This is a genomic window from Vibrio panuliri (assembly GCF_009938205.1).
GTDB lineage: Bacteria > Pseudomonadota > Gammaproteobacteria > Enterobacterales > Vibrionaceae > Vibrio > Vibrio panuliri.
Genome location: NZ_AP019654.1, coordinates 606,520 through 625,234, shown reverse-complemented (window position 1 = coordinate 625,234; position 18,715 = coordinate 606,520). Strand labels below are relative to the sequence as shown.

Annotated in this window: 17 protein-coding genes; 6 read left to right on the top strand and 11 right to left on the bottom strand. The window is 45.6% G+C overall.

The annotated features are described in order from the left end of the window. Nucleotides 1-11: 11 nt before the first annotated feature. Entirely contained in the window at nucleotides 12-992 is a 981-nt protein-coding gene (gene serB / locus GZK95_RS02895; protein ID WP_075715311.1) for a phosphoserine phosphatase, read from the bottom strand. A 152-nt stretch (nucleotides 993-1,144) separates the two neighbouring features. Here serB and GZK95_RS02890 point away from each other — a divergent pair, with 152 nt between their 5' ends. Next, a complete protein-coding gene (locus GZK95_RS02890; protein ID WP_075709977.1) occupies nucleotides 1,145-1,750 on the top strand; it encodes a YtjB family periplasmic protein in 606 nt (201 codons plus the stop codon). 629 nt (nucleotides 1,751-2,379) lie between these two features. On the opposite strand, the gene deoD is transcribed toward GZK95_RS02890, so the two are convergent. The 6 genes from deoD to GZK95_RS02860 all read right to left on the bottom strand — a co-directional run bounded on the left by deoD (nucleotide 2,380) and on the right by GZK95_RS02860 (nucleotide 9,604). Next, complete coding sequence (gene deoD, locus GZK95_RS02885; protein ID WP_075651285.1) at nucleotides 2,380-3,099, bottom strand: purine-nucleoside phosphorylase; 720 nt, start codon at nucleotides 3,097-3,099, stop codon at nucleotides 2,380-2,382. Between the two features lie 99 nt (nucleotides 3,100-3,198). Further along, complete coding sequence (locus tag GZK95_RS02880; protein ID WP_075715313.1) at nucleotides 3,199-4,419, bottom strand: phosphopentomutase; 1,221 nt, start codon at nucleotides 4,417-4,419, stop codon at nucleotides 3,199-3,201. 57 nt (nucleotides 4,420-4,476) lie between these two features. After that, on the bottom strand, nucleotides 4,477-5,805 hold the full coding sequence (gene deoA, locus GZK95_RS02875) for a thymidine phosphorylase (protein ID WP_075715314.1): 1,329 nt from the start codon (nucleotides 5,803-5,805) through the stop codon (nucleotides 4,477-4,479). Between the two features lie 232 nt (nucleotides 5,806-6,037). After that, nucleotides 6,038-6,817, bottom strand: coding sequence for a deoxyribose-phosphate aldolase (gene deoC / locus GZK95_RS02870; protein ID WP_075709971.1), 780 nt, complete (start codon nucleotides 6,815-6,817; stop codon nucleotides 6,038-6,040). Between the two features lie 525 nt (nucleotides 6,818-7,342). After that, a complete protein-coding gene (locus GZK95_RS02865; protein ID WP_075709969.1) occupies nucleotides 7,343-8,626 on the bottom strand; it encodes a NupC/NupG family nucleoside CNT transporter in 1,284 nt (427 codons plus the stop codon). Nucleotides 8,627-8,830: 204 nt separating this feature from the next. After that, entirely contained in the window at nucleotides 8,831-9,604 is a 774-nt protein-coding gene (locus GZK95_RS02860; RefSeq protein WP_075715316.1) for a TatD family hydrolase, read from the bottom strand. 325 nt (nucleotides 9,605-9,929) lie between these two features. On the opposite strand from GZK95_RS02860, the gene GZK95_RS02855 reads away from it, so the two are divergent. The 4 genes from GZK95_RS02855 to GZK95_RS02840 all read left to right on the top strand — a co-directional run bounded on the left by GZK95_RS02855 (nucleotide 9,930) and on the right by GZK95_RS02840 (nucleotide 14,687). Continuing rightward, nucleotides 9,930-10,925: a BMP family lipoprotein gene (locus GZK95_RS02855; protein ID WP_225624003.1), complete on the top strand. Its 996-nt coding sequence runs from the start codon at nucleotides 9,930-9,932 to the stop codon at nucleotides 10,923-10,925. 110 nt (nucleotides 10,926-11,035) lie between these two features. Then, nucleotides 11,036-12,595: an ABC transporter ATP-binding protein gene (locus GZK95_RS02850; protein WP_075709965.1), complete on the top strand. Its 1,560-nt coding sequence runs from the start codon at nucleotides 11,036-11,038 to the stop codon at nucleotides 12,593-12,595. Continuing rightward, nucleotides 12,595-13,719 (top strand): ABC transporter permease, encoded by a 1,125-nt coding sequence (locus GZK95_RS02845; protein ID WP_075709963.1) that lies wholly within the window; start codon nucleotides 12,595-12,597, stop codon nucleotides 13,717-13,719. The genes GZK95_RS02850 and GZK95_RS02845 overlap by 1 nt, the downstream gene beginning before the upstream one ends. A 2-nt stretch (nucleotides 13,720-13,721) precedes the next feature. Then, entirely contained in the window at nucleotides 13,722-14,687 is a 966-nt protein-coding gene (locus GZK95_RS02840) for an ABC transporter permease (protein WP_075709961.1), read from the top strand. A 35-nt stretch (nucleotides 14,688-14,722) separates the two neighbouring features. Here the strand turns inward: GZK95_RS02840 and GZK95_RS02835 are convergent, their stop codons facing one another. From GZK95_RS02835 to GZK95_RS02825, 3 genes are all read right to left on the bottom strand, one after another. Next, a complete protein-coding gene (locus tag GZK95_RS02835; RefSeq protein ID WP_161987192.1) occupies nucleotides 14,723-14,872 on the bottom strand; it encodes a DUF5363 family protein in 150 nt (49 codons plus the stop codon). 24 nt (nucleotides 14,873-14,896) lie between these two features. Next, nucleotides 14,897-15,670: a peroxide stress protein YaaA gene (gene yaaA / locus GZK95_RS02830; protein WP_075709959.1), complete on the bottom strand. Its 774-nt coding sequence runs from the start codon at nucleotides 15,668-15,670 to the stop codon at nucleotides 14,897-14,899. 153 nt (nucleotides 15,671-15,823) lie between these two features. Further along, nucleotides 15,824-17,257, bottom strand: coding sequence for an alanine/glycine:cation symporter family protein (locus GZK95_RS02825; protein WP_075709957.1), 1,434 nt, complete (start codon nucleotides 17,255-17,257; stop codon nucleotides 15,824-15,826). 693 nt (nucleotides 17,258-17,950) lie between these two features. On the opposite strand from GZK95_RS02825, the gene GZK95_RS02820 reads away from it, so the two are divergent. Next, entirely contained in the window at nucleotides 17,951-18,133 is a 183-nt protein-coding gene (locus GZK95_RS02820; protein WP_075709955.1) for a DUF3545 family protein, read from the top strand. A gap of 29 nt (nucleotides 18,134-18,162) precedes the next feature. Here GZK95_RS02820 and GZK95_RS02815 read toward each other — a convergent pair whose 3' ends face one another. Further along, nucleotides 18,163-18,714 (bottom strand): hemerythrin domain-containing protein, encoded by a 552-nt coding sequence (locus tag GZK95_RS02815; protein ID WP_075709953.1) that lies wholly within the window; start codon nucleotides 18,712-18,714, stop codon nucleotides 18,163-18,165. Nucleotide 18,715 lies beyond the last annotated feature (1 nt).

Below are 18,715 nucleotides of genomic sequence, written 5' to 3'. Positions count from 1 at the left end.
TCGCTTCACGTTTAAGGTAGCGGCTTAAAGCTCACCTTCTGTTGTTTAAGCAGTTGAGCCGACAAGATACACAAGACCCCACCTAAACCGACGTACCGCACTGCCGCTTGTGCCTGCTGTTCTACTTTAGGTTTTGCATGGTAGGCGACACCTAACCCAGCAGCACTCATCATCACCAAATCATTCGCGCCATCACCAACCGCGACAGTGTTGTGCAGCTCAATCTCATACTGATCGGCGAGGTGAACTAAAATTTCCGCTTTGGTTTGCGCGCTAACAACCTCTCCCAGCACCTGTCCGGTTAACTTGCCGTCGATAATCTCCAGTTGATTAGACTGCGCATAATCCAATCTCAATGTCTGCTGCAGATAGTCAGAAAAATAGGTAAAGCCACCAGAAGCGATCGCCGTTTTCCAACCAAACTGTTGTAGCGTATAGATAAGCTCTGGGAAGTCTGGCATCAATGGCAGGCTCTGTCTCACTTGTTCAAGAATGGCAGCATCAGCACCTGCAAGCTTACCAACTCGCTGGCGTAAACTCTGCTCAAAGTCCAACTCACCCTGCATTGCTCGCTCTGTGACTTCGGCGACCTCTTCACCCACTCCCGCAAGTTTGGCGATTTCATCAATACACTCAATCTGAATCGCAGTGGAGTCCATATCAAATACCATCAATCCCGGCTTAGTGAGATCAGGAAACTCACGCAAAGAGGCATAATCAAGCTCAAGCGCTTGGAGAATTTGCTCCAACTCACCATTCAACTCTCCGGCCATCAACGCCACTTCATACTCACCCACCTGCCAAACATCAACAATGGCGTTGTAGTCTCCGGTGAAAAAGTCGATATCTTCGAATTGTTGTGGTTGCAGATAATGACCAAACACTATCCAGCCCGCCTTTGTGCGGTCAAAGTTGGTCGACGCTTGGGCTTCCGGCAGTCGATTTAAGAGTGTCGTGCGGCGTTTGATCGCCAATTTTTTCAACATATCCATGTAAAAGATTCCGTTCAAATGTCCAACCAAGTTACCCTATTGCAATTTGGTTGCGCAAGTCTCAATATGCGCAGTGTAGACATTAACTATAGATTTTTGCCCAAATATCACTACCATCAAACTATAGAGTAGTGAGCTTTGAAAGGTAACGTATGGACTCTTCTCTGTTTTCATTTCGCATGGCGATTCGCGCACTGGTGATCTTATTTTTGATTGCTGGCGGCATCATGATTGCGATCAACAGCGTAAAAATTACCAAGGGTAATGAGCAAATCCAAGCAAACCAGTTGGAAACATTAACTAAGGTGCTGATCTCACAAGCATCTCTTTCCGCTGGCGCAATGATTGCCGATGCCGACCAAGAACGTTTGCTTAACCTCACTAACCAGTTGGCTGAAGATAAGTTGGTGTTTGACGCCACAATTTACGATGCCGAAGGGATCCGTTTAGCCTCCAGTGATCAAGCTAAGTCGGTACGTGAAATATTAGGGCTGGATACCCCGCTTGAGACCGCACGAATCGGTCGCCAACAGTTAGTTGAACCGATTATGCATGACAATGTGATCGTGGGCTTTATCCGTATGACCTTTGAAACAGGTCAGTTAACCGCGTTTTCCGATCACTACTACCGCAAGAGTGACCGTTATATGTACTCGATGGTTGGCGTCAGCTTTATTGCCGGTTTCTTATTGGCGTTTATTCTTCGCCGCAAGCCACAAGTAAAAGGCGAGAACTTACTGCTAAAAGAGATGAGTTAATGAAAAGCCGGCGCAAGCCGGTTTTTTTATTGCTGGACTATTCGGAAACGCTGACATTCCACACTGCGCTTCAACTTAATTTTGTCATTCCATGCCGTGCGTTAGCACGTGACAGGGAATCTGCTTTTCTCAGCAACTACGCCGACAAACTAAAACCAGATTCCCGACTCGCTACGCTCTCGAGAATGACAACTTTTTAATAGGGCTGTTCATATCGACAATGGCAAATTTTTCGTAAACCTACTCATATCGACAGTGGCAATTAAAGTGTATGGGTTAAAGCTGCCCTACCACACAGCGCCTCAACTTAACTTTGTCATTCTATGCCGTGCGTTAGCACGTGACAGGGAATCTGCTTTTCTCAGCAACTACGCCGACAAACTAAAACCAGATTCCCGACTCGCTACGCTCTCGAGAATGACAACTTTTTAATAGGGCTGTTCATATCGACAATGGCAAATTTTTCGTAAACCTACTCATATCAACAATGACAGCTGAACAATATGTATGCGTATAAAAAAGGTTGGCGATTAAGCCAACCTTTTCAAATCTCAATGAAAGCGCTATCAACGCTCACAGCAAAGCGTTCTTACCTCGCCGCTCTCTTTGCACAGCGCTCTTATCGGCAATTACTCTTCGTCACCAAGTAGTACTGAGTCTAGCGCGATAAGCATCATCTCGTTGAACGTGTTTTGACGCTCTTCAGAAGTGGTTTGCTCACCCGTTTTGATGTGGTCAGACACAGTACAGATAGTCAGTGCTTTTGCGCCGTATTCAGCAGCAACGCCGTAGATACCCGCCGCTTCCATCTCAACACCCACGATGCCGTATTTGTCCATTACGTCGAACATTTCAGGATCTGGTGTGTAGAACAGTTCTGCAGAGAATAGGTTACCCACTTTTACATCGATACCACGAGCTTTCGCTGCTTCTTCTGCTGCACGAACCATTTTGTAATCCGCGATAGCTGCAAAGTCATGACCTTTGAAACGAATACGGTTTACTTTAGAGTCAGTACACGCACCCATACCGATCACAACATCGCGCACTTTAATGTCTTCGTTTACAGCACCACAGCTGCCCACGCGAATCACTTTCTTAACACCAAAGTCTTTGATCAGTTCAGTCACGTAGATCGAGCATGAAGGAATACCCATACCGTGACCCATTACAGAGATCTTACGACCTTTGTAAGTACCTGTGTAACCGAACATATTACGAACATCACATACTTGTACAACGTCTTCTAGGAAGGTTTCCGCAATGTATTTAGCACGTAGCGGGTCACCCGGCATCAGTACTACATCAGCAAAAGCGCCCATTTCAGCATTAATATGTGGAGTTGCCATCGTATTTTCCTTTTCAAAATAGAAGAAGGCGCCAAATGAACGGCATTGACGCCAAATAACCAATTGACTCAGTAGTTAAGACTACTTGGTTGTCATAATTTACAAGAAGCTCTTGCCGTAATCCATTGGTGATGTAGCAAAATATTCTGCTAGCGTCTGACCAATATCCGCAAAAGAGTCACGACGGCCAAGCGAACCTGCTGGGATCTTTTGACCGTAAACCAATACCGGGATGTGCTCACGAGTATGGTCAGTGCCTTGCCATGTTGGATCACAACCGTGGTCAGCGGTTAGGATCAGAATGTCGTCTTCTTGCATCAATTCTAGTACTTCGTTGATGCGACCATCGAAATATTCTAGTGCCGCAGCATAGCCTGCCACATCACGGCGGTGACCGTAGGCAGAATCAAAGTCAACAAAGTTAGTAAACACAATCGTGTTATCGCCTGCTGCTTTAATTTGCTCAAGCGTCGCTTCAAACAGCGCCGGAATACCCGTCGCTTTCACTTTCTTAGTGATGCCACAGTTCGCATAGATATCTGCAATCTTACCGATCGATACCACTTCACCCTGCTTCTCATCTGCTAGCTTTTGCAGCACGGTAGCAGCTGGCGGCTCAACCGATAGGTCGCGGCGGTTACCCGTACGCTCAAACTGACCTTTACCAGCACCAATAAATGGACGCGCAATCACTCGACCAATGTTGTAGTCGGCTAGCTCTTCGCGCGCGATTTGGCACAATTCCAGTAAGCGATCTAAACCGAATGTCTCTTCATGACATGCGATTTGGAAAACTGAGTCTGCTGAAGTATAGAAGATAGGCAGACCTGTTTGCATATGTTCTTCACCAAGATCATCCAGAACTTGTGTTCCTGATGCGTGGCAGTTACCTAGGAAACCATCAAGACCTGCACGAGCAAGAATGCGATCGGTAAGCTCTTTAGGGAAGCTGTTCGATTTGTCAGTGAAGTACCCCCAATCAAACAACACAGGTACACCCGCAATTTCCCAGTGGCCTGATGGAGTATCTTTACCAGAAGAAAGCTCTGCCGCATGACCGTAAGCACCGATGATCTCAGCGTCAGCGTCCAAACCTGGAGCGAAATGCCCAGTTGATTCTTTGTGCGCCATTGCCAAACCAAGTTTTGACAGGTTAGGCAGTTTCAACATACCACTGCGTTGGTCATTGTCAGCAAGTCCTTTATCACACTGCTCCGCAATATGACCAAGTGTGTCAGAACCCACATCACCAAATTTATCAGCATCAGCAGTCGCACCGATACCAAATGAGTCTAGGACTAAAATAAATGCTCTTTTCATTGCTCGTTCCTCAGGCCCACTTGGATATCGTTATTATGAAAGCAGGCCTTGTTAAAATTACACGTCTTCAGCGCGGATTTGACAGTATACGTTAGGGGTTGGCATGTACTCACCACCGATAACGATCGCGTTGCGTAATGCGTTCGCCGCTTCTTGCCACTGCTGCTCATTACGGGCGTGAATAACAGCGAGAGGTTTAGTGTCATCCGCGATCTCGCCAAGACGAATAAAGCCATCAAAACCAACTGCATAATCAATTGCGTCTGTCGCTACGCGGCGACCACCACCCATAGAAACCACAGCCATACCGATCGCGCGAGTATCCATGGCAGAAACCACACCACTCTGCTCAGCAAATACTGGCTTAATAATTTCGGCTTTTTCTAGGTAGTTGTCATAGTTTTCAACGAAATCAGCTGGACCGCCAAGACCCGCGACCATCTTGCCGAAACATTCAGCTGCTTTACCGTTGTCTAATACTTCCATCAACTTAGCATTCGCCGCTTCTGTGTTTTCAGCCAGCTTACCAAGAACTAGCATTTCCGCACACGATGCCAAGGTCACTTCAAGTAGGCGTGGGTTACGGTATTCACCCGTTAAGAAGCGTACAGCTTCACGCACTTCTACTGCATTACCCGCTGAAGAAGCCAATACTTGGTTCATATCAGTTAGGATTGCAGTCGTCTTAGTGCCAGCACCATTTGCCACGGCTACGATCGATTTCGCAAGCTCTTCAGATGCTTCATAAGTTGGCATAAATGCACCAGAACCTACTTTTACATCCATCACGAGTGATTCAAGCCCCGCCGCCAATTTCTTCGATAGAATTGACGCTGTAATCAGAGAGATGTTGTCTACCGTGGCAGTAATATCACGCGTTGCGTATACACGTTTGTCCGCTGGCGCAAGATCGCCGGTTTGACCGATAATCGCGACACCTGCGTCTTTGGTTACCTGACCAAACACTTCGTTAGTCGGGGTAATGTTGTAGCCTGGGATCGACTCAAGCTTATCAAGCGTACCGCCGGTGTGCCCTAGACCACGTCCAGAAATCATTGGTACAAAGCCGCCACATGCTGCCACCATAGGGCCAAGCATCAGTGAAGTCACATCGCCCACACCACCCGTTGAATGTTTATCAACAATCGGGCCGCCAAAGTTCATATGGCTCCAATCAATCACCATGCCAGAATCACGCATCGCACATGTCAAAGCAATACGCTCAGGCATCGTCATTTCATTGAAGAAAATCGTCATCGCGAATGCGGCAATTTGACCTTCTGATACGGTATTGTTAGCCACACCTTGGATAAAAAAGTTAATTTCGTCAGCGGTGAGTACTTCGCCATCACGCTTTTTACGAATGATCTCTTGAGGTAAATACATTAGGTCCTCCCATACTCGTGCGAGTAAGGTTGTAAGGTAAAGAGGTCAAGACAAGGCGGCCGTCTGCCGACCTATCTTATTCAGACATAAACTGATTTGGTCAGTCATACCCTAAATAGTTGGCGTTGCAGCTAGGCGACAAGTAAGTTCATTCCTATGAGCATAGATAACTATGTGATTAGGATGAACTTACGAAGTCAACAACGCTGCAGCGTCAAATATGACGGGTATATTAGTAAGCGGCTGGATCCGCTTTCTCGTCTGTTACTTCTAATGTATTAAGAAGGTTAGTCAGTAGGCTCGATGCACCGAAACGGTAGTGACGAGCATCAACCCAGTTGTCACCTAGGATTTCATCAGCCATTGCTAGGTAAGCTTGCGCATCTTCAGCTGTACGTACACCACCCGCTGGTTTAAAACCAACAGTTTCAGCTACGTTCATGTCACGAATAACTTCTAGCATCATACGTGCGTATTCTGGTGTTGCGTTGACTGGCACTTTACCCGTTGAAGTTTTAATAAAGTCTGCACCCGCTTCAATACAGATTTGCGATGCTTTCTTAATTAGAGCTTCTTCTTTTAGTTCACCCGTTTCGATGATGACTTTAAGCAGAACGCTGTCACCACAAGCGGCTTTACATTGCTTAACTAGCTCAAAGCCAACTTCTTCATTACCTGCGATTAGAGCACGGTAAGGGAATACTACGTCGACTTCGTCTGCACCGTATGCGACTGCTGCTTTGGTTTCCGCTACTGCGATTTCGATATCGTCGTTACCGTGAGGGAAGTTAGTTACAGTAGCAATACGTACTTCTGGCGTACCTTGCTCACGAAGTGTCTTCTTAGCAATAGGAATAAAGCGAGGGTAAATACAGATAGCAGCTGTGTTACCTACTGCTGTCTTCGCATCATGACAAAGTGAAATAACTTTCGCATCTGTGTCGTCGTCATTTAGCGTCGTTAGGTCCATTAGTTTAAGTGCACGTAACGCTGCCGCTTTTAAATCGCTCATTTCTATCTCCGATCAATATTCAAAAATGTGACTGTCTCTGTTGCTCTCTGAGTATAGGCAGAGAAACAGTTATTGATGAACGGACTTGGTTCCTTGAAGACTCGGCGGCAAATAGCGAATTTGCCCCAATTGCTATCCTTGTCACCGCACAGTACCAGTTTGGCCTATGGCACAACAATCTATGATTGCGGTGTCTTTAATAGCATATAAAGCCACAATTGGCTTGTTCTATATGCTGGGTCAGGTAAATCATTTACCTGCTAGTGAGAATTCATTGCTAACTTGAACGCAATTTAATCCAAATTCTATCAATGACGCTTACCTTATAAAGAAACCGCGCAAAACTGTAGTAGCAAATAGAGCGCAAACGGTTTGTATCTCAAAATTCTTTAACCCTGTATTCATCGCAGTTCACACCTGACATTCAAGCAAAAACGAATACTGGTTAAAAACGAAAAATGCCCCGCAGCATATCAGTGCTACAGGGCATAATTTCAAATGGCGTCTATATTAAGCTAACTCTAATTACAGAGCTGCAAGGCTTAGACAGAAGCCTGCAATTGTTGCTGCCATTAAGTTAGATAATGTACCAGCAAGAACCGCTTTCATACCCATGCGTGCGATATCACCACGACGGTTTGGAGCCAAGCTACCTAGACCACCTAGTAGAATCGCGATAGACGATAGGTTAGCAAAGCCACAAAGAGCAAACGAGATAATAGCAACTGTCTTCTGAGACATTACTTGGCCCGTTTCAGCAACAACTTGAGCAGTTTCACCAATGTATGGAGTGAAGTTCAAGTAAGCTACGAACTCGTTGATAACCAGTTTTTGACCGATAAATGAACCAGCAACGATCGCTTCATCCCATGGCACACCGATTAGGAATGCTAGTGGAGAGAACGCGTAACCTAGGATAAGTTCTAGTGTCAGTTCAGGCATACCGAACCAGCCACCAATACCACCTAGCATGCCGTTCACAAGTGCGATTAGGCCAACGAATGCAATTAGCATTGCACCAACGTTAAGTGCAAGTTGTAGACCTGATGCCGCACCGCCTGCTGCTGCGTCGATAACGTTGGTTGGCTTGTCGTCACCACCGTCCATTGCCGCTTCAATATCTTCTTCAGGCTTGTCAGTTTCAGGGTGAAGGATCTTCGCGAATAGTAGACCACCTGGTGCCGCCATAAATGACGCTGCTACTAGGTACTCTAGTGGCACACCCATTGATGCGTAACCTGCTAGAACACCACCAGCTACTGATGCTAGACCACCACACATTACTGCAAATAGCTCAGATTGTGTCATCTTAGGTACGAACGGACGAACCACAAGTGGTGCTTCTGTTTGACCTACGAAAATGTTAGCTGCTGCAGACATAGATTCAGCGCGTGATGTACCTAGTGCTTTTTGCAAGCCGCCACCAAGGATCTTGATAACCCATTGCATAACGCCTAGGTAGTACAGAACTGAAATAAGTGCTGAGAAGAAAATCAGTGTTGGAAGTACACGGAACGCGAAGATAAAGCCGCCGCCACCAAATACTTCGAACATCTTGTCAGAAACAAGACCACCGAATAGGAAAGAGATACCATCGTTACCGTAGTTGATAACGTTAGATACACCTTGAGAGAAACCGTTTAAAAGGTCGCGACCCCAAGGTACGTAAAGAACAAATGCACCAAGTGCGAATTGGATAGCGAATGCGCCACCCACTGTTCTTAAGTTGATAGCTTTACGGTTAGATGAGAATGCAAATGCAATAGCAAGAAGCACTACCATACCGACTAGGCTCATAAACAGGCTCATAGTTTATGACTTCCTTATGTTATTTGTTGGCGTGTTACAAAGTGGAGCTCAAAAGCGTCGTGGATTATACTTATCAAGCCCAGTAAAAATAGTACTCAAGTCGCATTTTTTACCACACAACACGACATGTACATTAACAACTGAGACAACAATCACAAAACGCAACCGTTTAAATGGCTAATTTAGCATTTGCTTAATAAAAAATTAGCCAATTTCAAACATTTTCCGGGCCGATTTTGCTGTTTTTTGGGTAATCGTTTGCTCAGTTTCATTTCGAAGCAATATAAAAGAAGATAGAACATCTTTGGCAAATTTGGGCTGATTTACCTCTCCTTGATAGCCATAAAGTGGCATATCTGGCGCATCTGTTTCAAAAACAAGACGTTCAAGCGGGAAACGAGCGAACGCATCGCGTGTTTTTTGCGCCCGTTGGTATGTAATTGACCCTCCAACTCCAAGACACAACCCTTGCTGTATATACTGCATGCCAAGCTCATAGCTTCCCGTAAACCCGTGCACAATGCCGCCGCGAGTTAATGGGTACTTTTTCAGCAGTTTGAGTAACTCTTGGTGCGCTTTTCTCACATGCAGCAATACTGGTAATTGATATTGCTGCGCCAACTTTAATTGCTCTATCAACACATAAGTTTGCCGTTCTTCGTCATTGCGGCCATGGTAAAAATCTAGTCCACATTCGCCAATCGCGACGCACGTTTCTCCTTGTTCTAAACGCTCACGCATTACGACCAACTGATCGGCACTTGTTTCGGAGACAAACATCGGATGAATGCCGATCGCCCACTCCACCATTGCATGGTTCTTGGCATACTGTTTAATCGTCGCCCAATTACTGGCATCAATCCCAGGAACGATGATTTTCGCAACACCAGCCTGAGTAGCCTCAACGAGAGCCTGTTCAAGATTGATGCCTTTTTGCACCATTAGGTCCAAATGACAGTGGGTATCCATCAAGTTCATCAGCAATTTCCCCTCAACACAAAAAATCATCCTTTTTGCAACAAATGCGTACATCACAATTATGAGTAATAGATTATCCACGATAACGTTTTCTATTGATATCCATCACGATTTTGTATTCTTAACTGGTTTTAAATAAACCAAGCAAACGATAAAATGGCTAGTTAATGGTCGGAGCTGTTATCGCCTCGCCCTTTGTCCAATGGACACAAAGTTGACCCTATTTACTCTATGTAGCGAAACATTGATTTCATAATTGTTGGTTAATTGTGAAAACAGAGAGCAGCTACTTTCATATCGAATTTGCACTACTAAGGATCTGATAGTGAAAAACCCAATTCTGAAACTCTCTACTCTAGCACTTGCTATGTCGTCATTCAGTGTTTTCGCAGCTAAGCCCGCTGTTGTTTATGATACAGCCGGCAAGTTTGATAAATCATTTAATGAAGCGGTTTTCCAAAACGGTGTGAAAGTTTTCAACGCCGACAAAGGCGTCACTGTACGTGAGTTTGAACCGCAAAACGAAGCGCAACGCGAACAAGGTCTACGTCGTCTTGCAAGTCGTGGTTTCACACCAATCGTCGCGGTTGGCTTCAACATGTCATCTGCCGTTGAGAAAGTGGCAACCGAGTACCCAGATATTCAATTCACCATCATCGACTCTGTAGTTGATAAGCCAAACGTGCAATCTATCGTGTTCAAAGAGCACGAAGGTTCTTTCTTAGTTGGCGCACTGGCAGCTCGAGCATCAGCAACGGGCAAAGTCGGTTTTGTTGGCGGTATGGATATCCCTCTAATTCGTAAGTTTGAGTGTGGTTACCGTCAAGGTGCACATTATGCAAACCCTAATGTTGAGACATTCCTAAACATGACTGGTTCTACGCCAGCTGCATTTGCCGATCCAGCAAAAGGCTCTGAGTTGGCTAAATCTCAGTTCTCTAAAGGTGTTGACGTTATTTACGCTGCAGCAGGCGGTACAGGCATGGGCGTTTACCAGGCAGCGAAAGATGCCGGCAAGTTCGCTATCGGTGTTGACTCTAACCAAAACCACCTACAACCAGGCACGATGCTAACGTCAATGGTTAAGAAAGTGGGTGTTGCAGCGTACAACTCTTGGGATCAAGCAGAAAAAGGGACTTGGACACCAGGCGTTAAAGTTCTCGGTCTTAAAGAAGGTGCCGTAGAGTGGGCATACGATGATTACAACAAAGATCTCGTTTCTGCTGAAGACCGTGCTTACCTAGAGCAAATCCAAGCAGACATCGTGAGCGGTAAAGTTGCTGTCCATGATTACATGTCTAACAACTCATGTGACATCTAAACCGATTTGTAACGCTTAAAGCTGGTCCTCATTGAGGTCAGCCTAGCAATACGATAAACGCCGCTGCTGACGTAGTAGCGGCGTACTGTTATCTAAAAAGGCTTTATCCTGTGACACAAACTATTGCGATAGAACTCAATCGTATCGACAAGCGATTTGGTTCAGTACATGCAAACCGTGAAATCGATTTGAAAGTCCCTGCTGGAACTATCCATGGCATTATTGGCGAGAACGGCGCGGGCAAATCGACTCTGATGAGTATTATTTACGGCTTCTATCACGCTGATTCTGGCTCAATGTCAGTCAATGGCGCTCCATATAAACCAAATAACTCTCAAGATGCTATTCGTGCCGGGATTGGAATGGTGCACCAACACTTTATGTTGGTTGATACATTTTCAGTATTAGAAAATATTATCTTAGGGGCGGAAGAAGGCTGGAAGCTAGACGACACCCTATCTAAAGCTCGTCAAAAGCTTGAAGCATTGGCGAAAGATTACGGACTCGATGTACCGTTAGACACGCCTGTTGGTCAACTACCGGTTGGTCTGCAGCAACGAGTAGAAATACTGAAAGCGCTTTACCGCGGTGCAAAGATACTGATCCTCGATGAGCCAACAGGAGTACTCACCCCACAAGAAGCGGATCACCTTTTCCGTATCCTTGATAAACTGCGCGAACAAGGTACGACGATCATGATCATCACGCACAAACTGCGTGAAGTACTTGCGATTACCGATAACATCTCGGTCATGCGTCAAGGTGCAATGGTGTCACATGTTGTTACCGCAGAAACGAATAAAGAGCAACTAGCCGAACTGATGGTCGGACGTAAAGTACGCCTAAAGGTCGATAAGCAACCTGCAGATCCTAAAAAAGAGCTGATCACGGTTAAAGATCTACAATACTTCGACCACTCTGGTGTCGAACGCGTGAAAAAGGTCAGCTTCTCGGTACGCCAGGGAGAAGTTGTCGGTATTGCTGGTGTTTCCGGTAATGGCCAATCAGAGATCCTGAGTCTGCTGTCCGGGATTATCACACCAAGTTCAGGTTCTATCCTGCTTAACGGCAGCGAGCTAACCGCAGCTACCCCACTCGACCCTCAACAAGTACGAGCGATCGGTGTTAGTCACATCCCAGAAGATCGACACAAGCAAGGGTTGATCAATAAGTTTTCAGCCAAAGAAGCCTTTATCTTGGGTCACCAACATTTAAGTCAATATAACCAAGGCTTCCTACAAGATAAGAATGCGATTGAAAAAGCATGTCAAACCAGCATGGATAAGTGGGACGTACGCCCAAATGATCCATCGTTGAAAACCGCCAACTTCTCAGGTGGCAACCAACAGAAACTCGTGATCGCTCGTGAGATGGAGCAAGATCCAGATGTCATTCTTATTGGACAACCAACTCGTGGGGTCGACATCGGCGCGATTGAGTATATCCATCAACAGGTCATTGCCGCACGCGATGCCAACAAAGCGGTGTTATTGGTTTCAGTCGAATTAGATGAAATTCTCGCACTCGCAGATCGCATCCTAGTAGTATTTGATGGCACCATCGTTGGCGAAGTCGCGGCTTCACAAGCCGATGAAAAAACCCTTGGTTTGATGATGGCAAACATTCTGCCTGAGCATCTTCAGCAACCTGAAACGCAAGGAGCGCAATAATGAGTCAAGCAAAAGTACCTGCTTGGGTAACCATGGCGCTACTGCCTGCAATTAATGTGTTGGTGGCGTTTTTAGTTTCTGCATTGCTATTTATCTACATTGATATCAACCCAGTCGATGCGGCAAAAGTTATGTGGACCGGCGCTTTTGGCTATGCCGAAGGTCTCGGTTATACCTTGTACTATGCCACTGGTTTTGTCTTTACCGGCCTTGCAGTTGCCGTTGCCTTCCATGCTGGTCTATTTAACATTGGTGGTGAAGGGCAAGCGTATATTGGTGGTTTAGGCATCGGTCTTATCTGTCTGACGCTAGGTGAAGTCGCTCCTTGGTGGGTTGTCTTCCCTGTCGCGCTCATTGTTGGTGGTGCTTTTGGTGCGGCATGGGCTTTTATCCCTGCTTATCTGCAAGCAAAACGCGGTTCACACATCGTAATCACAACCATCATGTTTAACTTTATCGCCTCTTCACTTATGGCCTACTTACTGGTGGATATTTTAAAACCAGAGAACACCATGGCGACAGAAAGCCGAGTGTTTGCTGCAAGTAGTTGGCTGCCGAAGATGCACGAAATCTTGGCGGTATTCGGTATTGAAACTGCGCCAAGTCCACTTAACTTAAGCTTTATCTTCGCTTTACTCTGCTGTGTATTTGTTTGGTTGCTAATGTGGAACTCTCGCTGGGGTTACGAAATCCGAGCGGTCGGAGCCAACCCTACCGCAGCTGGCTATGCGGGCATTAAGTACGTCAAAGTGATTGTGCTGACCATGGTGATCTCTGGTATGTTGGCAGGTTTTTTTGGCCTCAACGTACTGCAAGGGGAACTGCACCAAATCAAGCTCAACTTCGTTGAAGGCTTTGGTTTTACCGGTATCGCTGTCGCGTTAATGGGGCGTAATCACCCAATTGGCGTTTTACTAGCGAGTTTGCTGTTTGGTTTCCTCTACCAAGGTGGTGCGGAGCTAAGTTTTGAGTACGGCGTTGACCGTAACATCGTTGTTGTGTTGCAAGGTTTGGTGATTCTCTTCTCTGGCGCCTTAGAACATATGTTTAGACCTCACTTAGAACGTGCATACCTCAAGTTTGCGGCTAAGAAACACCAGCAACCAACTGAGCAAGGAGCCTAAGCGTGTTTGAAACCATTATCTTAATGTTGGATGCAACACTGCGTGTTGCGACTCCTCTTATTCTGGCAGCCCTTGCGGGGATGTTCTGTGAACGTGCAGGTATCGTTAACATTGCATTAGAAGGTAAGCTGCTTGCCGCGGCTTTCACCGGCGCCGCAACGGCCCACGTGACTGGCTCGGCATGGTTAGGGCTTGGCGCGGGCATCGGTATCTCGATACTACTGTCATTGCTTCACGGCTTTGCCTCGATCACACACCGTGGTGATCAAGTCGTCAGTGGTATGGCAATCAATATCCTAGCGACAGGTTTAACCATTACCCTAGGTCGCCACTGGTTTAATCAAGGTGGTCAAACACCAGCCTTGTCTGGCGATGCTCGCTTCGCTCCGATTACCTTGCCTGGCGCTGATGCACTAGCTGATGTTCCTGTGATTGGTTTGCTTTATTCGGAGTTGATCAGTGGTCACTCGATTCTGGTGTACCTACTCATCGCAATTGTTCCCGCTACTTGGTACTTGTTATTTAAGACACGCTTTGGTTTGCGTTTACGCGCGGTAGGTGAGTCACCATCAGCGGTCGACACTGCAGGTATTTCTGTGGCCAAAGTGCGTTACTCTGCGGTAATTATCTGTGGCATCTTGGTTGGTATCGGTGGGGTTTATCTGTCAGTGGCTCAAACTGCGCAGTTCATCCCTAACATGAGTGCCGGTAAAGGCTATATGGCGCTGGCAGCTTTGATCTTTGGTAAGTGGCGTCCGTTCACCGCCATGGGGGCATGTCTGCTGTTCGGTTTCCTTGATGCTCTAGCGATTCGCATGCAAGGTGTCACTATTGGTGACTTCCCAATCCCTGTACAAGCTATCGAAGCAATACCATATATTCTAACGGTATTCTTACTAGCGGGCTTTATCGGTAAGGCTATTGCACCGAAGGCGATTGGTGTCCCTTACAGTAAAGAGCGCGAGTAAGCGTAAAGACGAATATTGAAAAAGGGAGTGATGCATCACTCCCTTTGTTTTTGCTCTTTATCTTCAGTCTCTGATGACGAGTCAGAGCGATAAGGTACGCAGCTTCGCTTATGCTCAGGGGTTAATCCCATTGAATGACACCACGCATCATATCGAGTAATCAAACGTTTGAACCACTGCCACATATCAACCCCTCTCGTCTCACATGATCACTGCTCTTCGCGCTTAAACACCAACTCTGTCGGCGAAGATTCTTCCTCAACAAAGTAGTAACCCGCCACATCAAACTTAGTGAGCTCGGCAACACTACTGATGCGGTTTTCGATGATATAACGTGCCATCATGCCGCGCGCTTTTTTGGCATAAAAGCTAATTACCTTGTACTGACCATTCTTACAATCTTTAAAGATTGGCGTAATCACTTGAGCATCAAGAGATTTAGGTTTAACTGCTTTAAAGTACTCATTGGACGCAAGGTTGACCAACACATTGTCACCTTGCGCTGAAATCGCTTGGTTAAGCTTGTCGGTAATCGTATTGCCCCAAAACTGATAGAGGTTGCTGCCCTTATCATTCGCCAATTTAGTGCCCATTTCCAAGCGGTATGGCTGCATCAAATCAAGCGGCTTCAGTAAACCATACAAACCAGACAGCATACGCAGGTGCTGTTGTGCATAGTCGAAATCATCGTCGGTTAATGTTTCCGCTTCAAGTCCTGTGTAGACATCACCTTTAAACGCCAAAATCGCCTGACGTGAATTCTCAGGAGTAAATGTCTCACTCCATTCTTGAAAACGTCCAACGTTAAGATCGGCAATCTTGTCGCTTACCTTCATCAGGCTAGCAACATCGGCTGGTGTCAGCTGACGGCATACGTCAATTAGCTGCTTAGAGTATTCAATCAACTCAGGTTGGGTATATTTTTCTGTGGCAAGCGGCGACTCATAATCAAGAGTCTTGGCAGGAGAAACAACAATCAGCATAACTTTACTCTATCCATATTCACTATTGTTATACCCAAATATACCGCCCTAACTAGATGCAACATATGGGTTTGACTTGTTAGATAGAGTACAAAAAAAGCCATGCATTGTCTGCATGGCTTGATTGATTAGTTCAATAGCTTTTAGCTATGACTAGATATCTTTCTTTGGATTGTCCCAAATACCTTCTTCAAGTTGTGACTTGAGCTCAGGGTAATCGTTGGCATCAAACGTTGGTAACTTGCCTTCTTTCAACTGACGGTTGTAGTCTTTCGCCAGTTTAATAACCGTACCAGACAATAAGATAATCGCGACTAAGTTAACAATCGCCATCAAACCCATCGACACGTCTGCAAGTGACCAAACCACTGGCAAAGATGCGAGTGCACCGAACATCACCATACCAAGTACAACCAAACGGAAAAGTCCTAAACCCGCTTTATGGTTATGCTCTAGGAACAATAAGTTGGTTTCTGCGTACGAGTAGTTGGCAATAATGGATGTAAAAGCAAAGAAGAAGATCGCAACGGCAACAAAAATACCGCCCCATTCACCTACTTGTGAGCTCAATGCAGCCTGTGTCAGTTCAATACCTGTTACAGCGCCACCTGGCACAAACTCGCCAGACATCAGGATAATCGCTACGGTCGCTGAACAAATCACGATAGTATCCATAAATACACCCAGCATTTGCACATAACCTTGTGATGCAGGATGCGGTGGATACGGAGTCGCGGATGCTGCTGCGTTTGGTGCAGAACCCATACCCGCTTCGTTCGAGAATAGACCGCGCTTGATACCATTAATCATGGCTTGTGCAATCGCATAACCTACACCACCAGCCGCAGCCTCTTGGAAACCAAACGCGCTCTTTACAATCAAAGTCAAGATTGCTGGTAGTTTCTCAATGTTTGAGAACATCACAAACAGTGCAAGCACAAGGTAGGCCAATGCCATAACTGGCACAATAAGTTCTGCCACGCGAGCAATACGCTTGATACCGCCGAAAATAATCACCGCAGAAAGTACCACAACCGCAATACCAACGTACTTATCTTCCCATCCGAACGCGGTATGCATCGCATTCGCGATCGAGTTAGCTTGTACTGCGTTGAACACCAAGCCAAACGCAATAATTAGGAAAATCGAGAACAATACGCCCATCCAGCGCATGCCAAGACCTTTTTCCATGTAGTAAGCTGGACCACCACGATAGTTGCCATCGTCGTCTTTGGTTTTGTATAGCTGTGCTAGTGTGCTTTCTGCAAAAGCGGTTGCCATACCCAACATGGCAATCAACCACATCCAGAAAATAGCACCCGGACCGCCAGCGGTTAAAGCAACTGCGACGCCCGCCATATTACCTGTACCAACACGTGCAGCAAGACTTGTACAAAGGGCTTGGAAAGAAGATATACCAGCGTTGTCTGCTTTTCGACTGTTCTTTAGAACTGAGAACATGTGGCCAAAATGGCGAAATTGAATAAAACCAAGGCGGATAGTAAAGTAAACGCCCACACCGACCAAAAGATAAACTAGAATAGAACCCCAAAGCAGGTCATTCATTAAATTAATTAAGTCTGTCATAACATCCTCAAAGTGAGTTTCGCCAATCCTTGCGTCCCTGCCTTCCATCTAGCTGCGTACTGAGTGTCAAGTTATGCCCAGTATTTATGATTTATTCTTTTACAGCTGAGATATGTAAAACTCGCTTCATGCTTCCCTTTTACGTATCGACGTATTTTTTGACGGAGCGGATAATGCAGGGAAGCCTAGCAAAAATCAATATGCAACCAAATGCATTGATATGTTATTTTTTACTATAAACTCACCATCGATTAACACATGCAAGCGCAAGTTAATTACCAAACAAAAACAATAACGCCAAGTTTTAACAACATTCAGACGAAAGCAAACGTGTACTACAGATATGTTTATCGATAGGGTGTAACCCCTTGTCAAATCTGGTAGTTAGTGGCTTCGTGTAGCTAAATTAATTCTATCTGCGGCGTACTTTCGGTAATCTGCGCCCTTCAATTCATTTCACGCCGCGCAACTAGCCGTTTAGAACAGGCGGTTAACATCAAAAATAGCTAATTTTGCACAAATTGACACGGCTAATCGCTCATTTTTTACCCTCTTGTCACCCTTAAAAAGCTAACCAGAGCACAAAAAAATCAAAAAATTCATTGAATCGCAACAAATGAGAAATCAATCATAGATAGGCTTTTTCCTCAATGGTATTAATCAGCAAATAACAATATAGAACAGAGGTAGCATATGGATGGCTTAAACTTTGACGATATGATGGAGATGGATTTTTCTAAAGGGCGCTCAGCAAGAAACAAACCAGTAAAACGAAAATGGCGAGAAATTGAAGCGATTAATGATCGACGCCGTTTGGAAAAAGAATTGCGCGATATGGATATCGGGCTCGATAGCATTGATGATTTAGAACTGTAAAAAAAGAGGCGTTATGCCTCTTTTTTGTTTTATGTAATCTCGCTGTCTGTCTCACGCACACGTTGGGCTAATTGGGCATATTGCTCTGCTATTGTGTGGCCAAATACCGGGTCATCGTCATCACTAGCAAACTGCAACTCGACCTCTTGCCAGTCTTGAACCGAGAATCGCTCGCAGATCATCGGTAGAATTTGCCGTTCCTCAAACTCCAAATGATCCCGTTGCGCCTTCATAAACTCTTCCAATTGCTCGATAAAGATTTGATGAGGAACCACGGCGTCTTGCAAAATCATCTCAACCGTATTCTGAAAGGAACGTGTTTTACACTCAAGCAGCTTGTGCTCAAACTCTAAGTTCTCCATCTCATCTTTATCACCGTAGTGTTCTAGATAATAGTGGTAAAGAATATCTTCCTTCGGATGGTGAGAGTTTTCAGAATGTTCTGATAGATAATCAACGACTTCCTTAATCAAGCTGTAGTTAACTGGCATTTCTTGCTTCAAGCGCTCCACTTTATCAGCCAGAATCGCCAATAATCGTATCATGTACCCATGCTCGCGCCTGATTTTTTCAATCATCATC

Bases quoted from the DNA above. Each gene is read 5' to 3' on its own strand.
- GZK95_RS02835 (WP_161987192.1), bottom strand. From the start codon at position 14,872: ATGTGGCAGTGGTTCAAACGTTTGATTACTCGATATGATGCGTGGTGT.
- GZK95_RS02820 (WP_075709955.1), top strand. From the start codon at position 17,951: ATGGATGGCTTAAACTTTGACGATATGATGGAGATGGATTTTTCTAAA.
- deoA (WP_075715314.1), bottom strand. From the start codon at position 5,805: ATGTATTTACCTCAAGAGATCATTCGTAAAAAGCGTGATGGCGAAGTA.
- GZK95_RS02845 (WP_075709963.1), top strand. From the start codon at position 12,595: ATGAGTCAAGCAAAAGTACCTGCTTGGGTAACCATGGCGCTACTGCCT.
- GZK95_RS02860 (WP_075715316.1), bottom strand. From the start codon at position 9,604: ATGAACTTGATGGATACCCACTGTCATTTGGACCTAATGGTGCAAAAA.
- serB (WP_075715311.1), bottom strand. From the start codon at position 992: ATGGATATGTTGAAAAAATTGGCGATCAAACGCCGCACGACACTCTTA.
- GZK95_RS02825 (WP_075709957.1), bottom strand. From the start codon at position 17,257: ATGACAGACTTAATTAATTTAATGAATGACCTGCTTTGGGGTTCTATT.
- GZK95_RS02865 (WP_075709969.1), bottom strand. From the start codon at position 8,626: ATGAGCCTGTTTATGAGCCTAGTCGGTATGGTAGTGCTTCTTGCTATT.
- yaaA (WP_075709959.1), bottom strand. From the start codon at position 15,670: ATGCTGATTGTTGTTTCTCCTGCCAAGACTCTTGATTATGAGTCGCCG.
- GZK95_RS02890 (WP_075709977.1), top strand. From the start codon at position 1,145: ATGGACTCTTCTCTGTTTTCATTTCGCATGGCGATTCGCGCACTGGTG.
- GZK95_RS02880 (WP_075715313.1), bottom strand. From the start codon at position 4,419: ATGAAAAGAGCATTTATTTTAGTCCTAGACTCATTTGGTATCGGTGCG.
- GZK95_RS02815 (WP_075709953.1), bottom strand. From the start codon at position 18,714: ATGATGATTGAAAAAATCAGGCGCGAGCATGGGTACATGATACGATTA.
- deoC (WP_075709971.1), bottom strand. From the start codon at position 6,817: ATGAGCGATTTAAAAGCGGCAGCGTTACGTGCACTTAAACTAATGGAC.
- deoD (WP_075651285.1), bottom strand. From the start codon at position 3,099: ATGGCAACTCCACATATTAATGCTGAAATGGGCGCTTTTGCTGATGTA.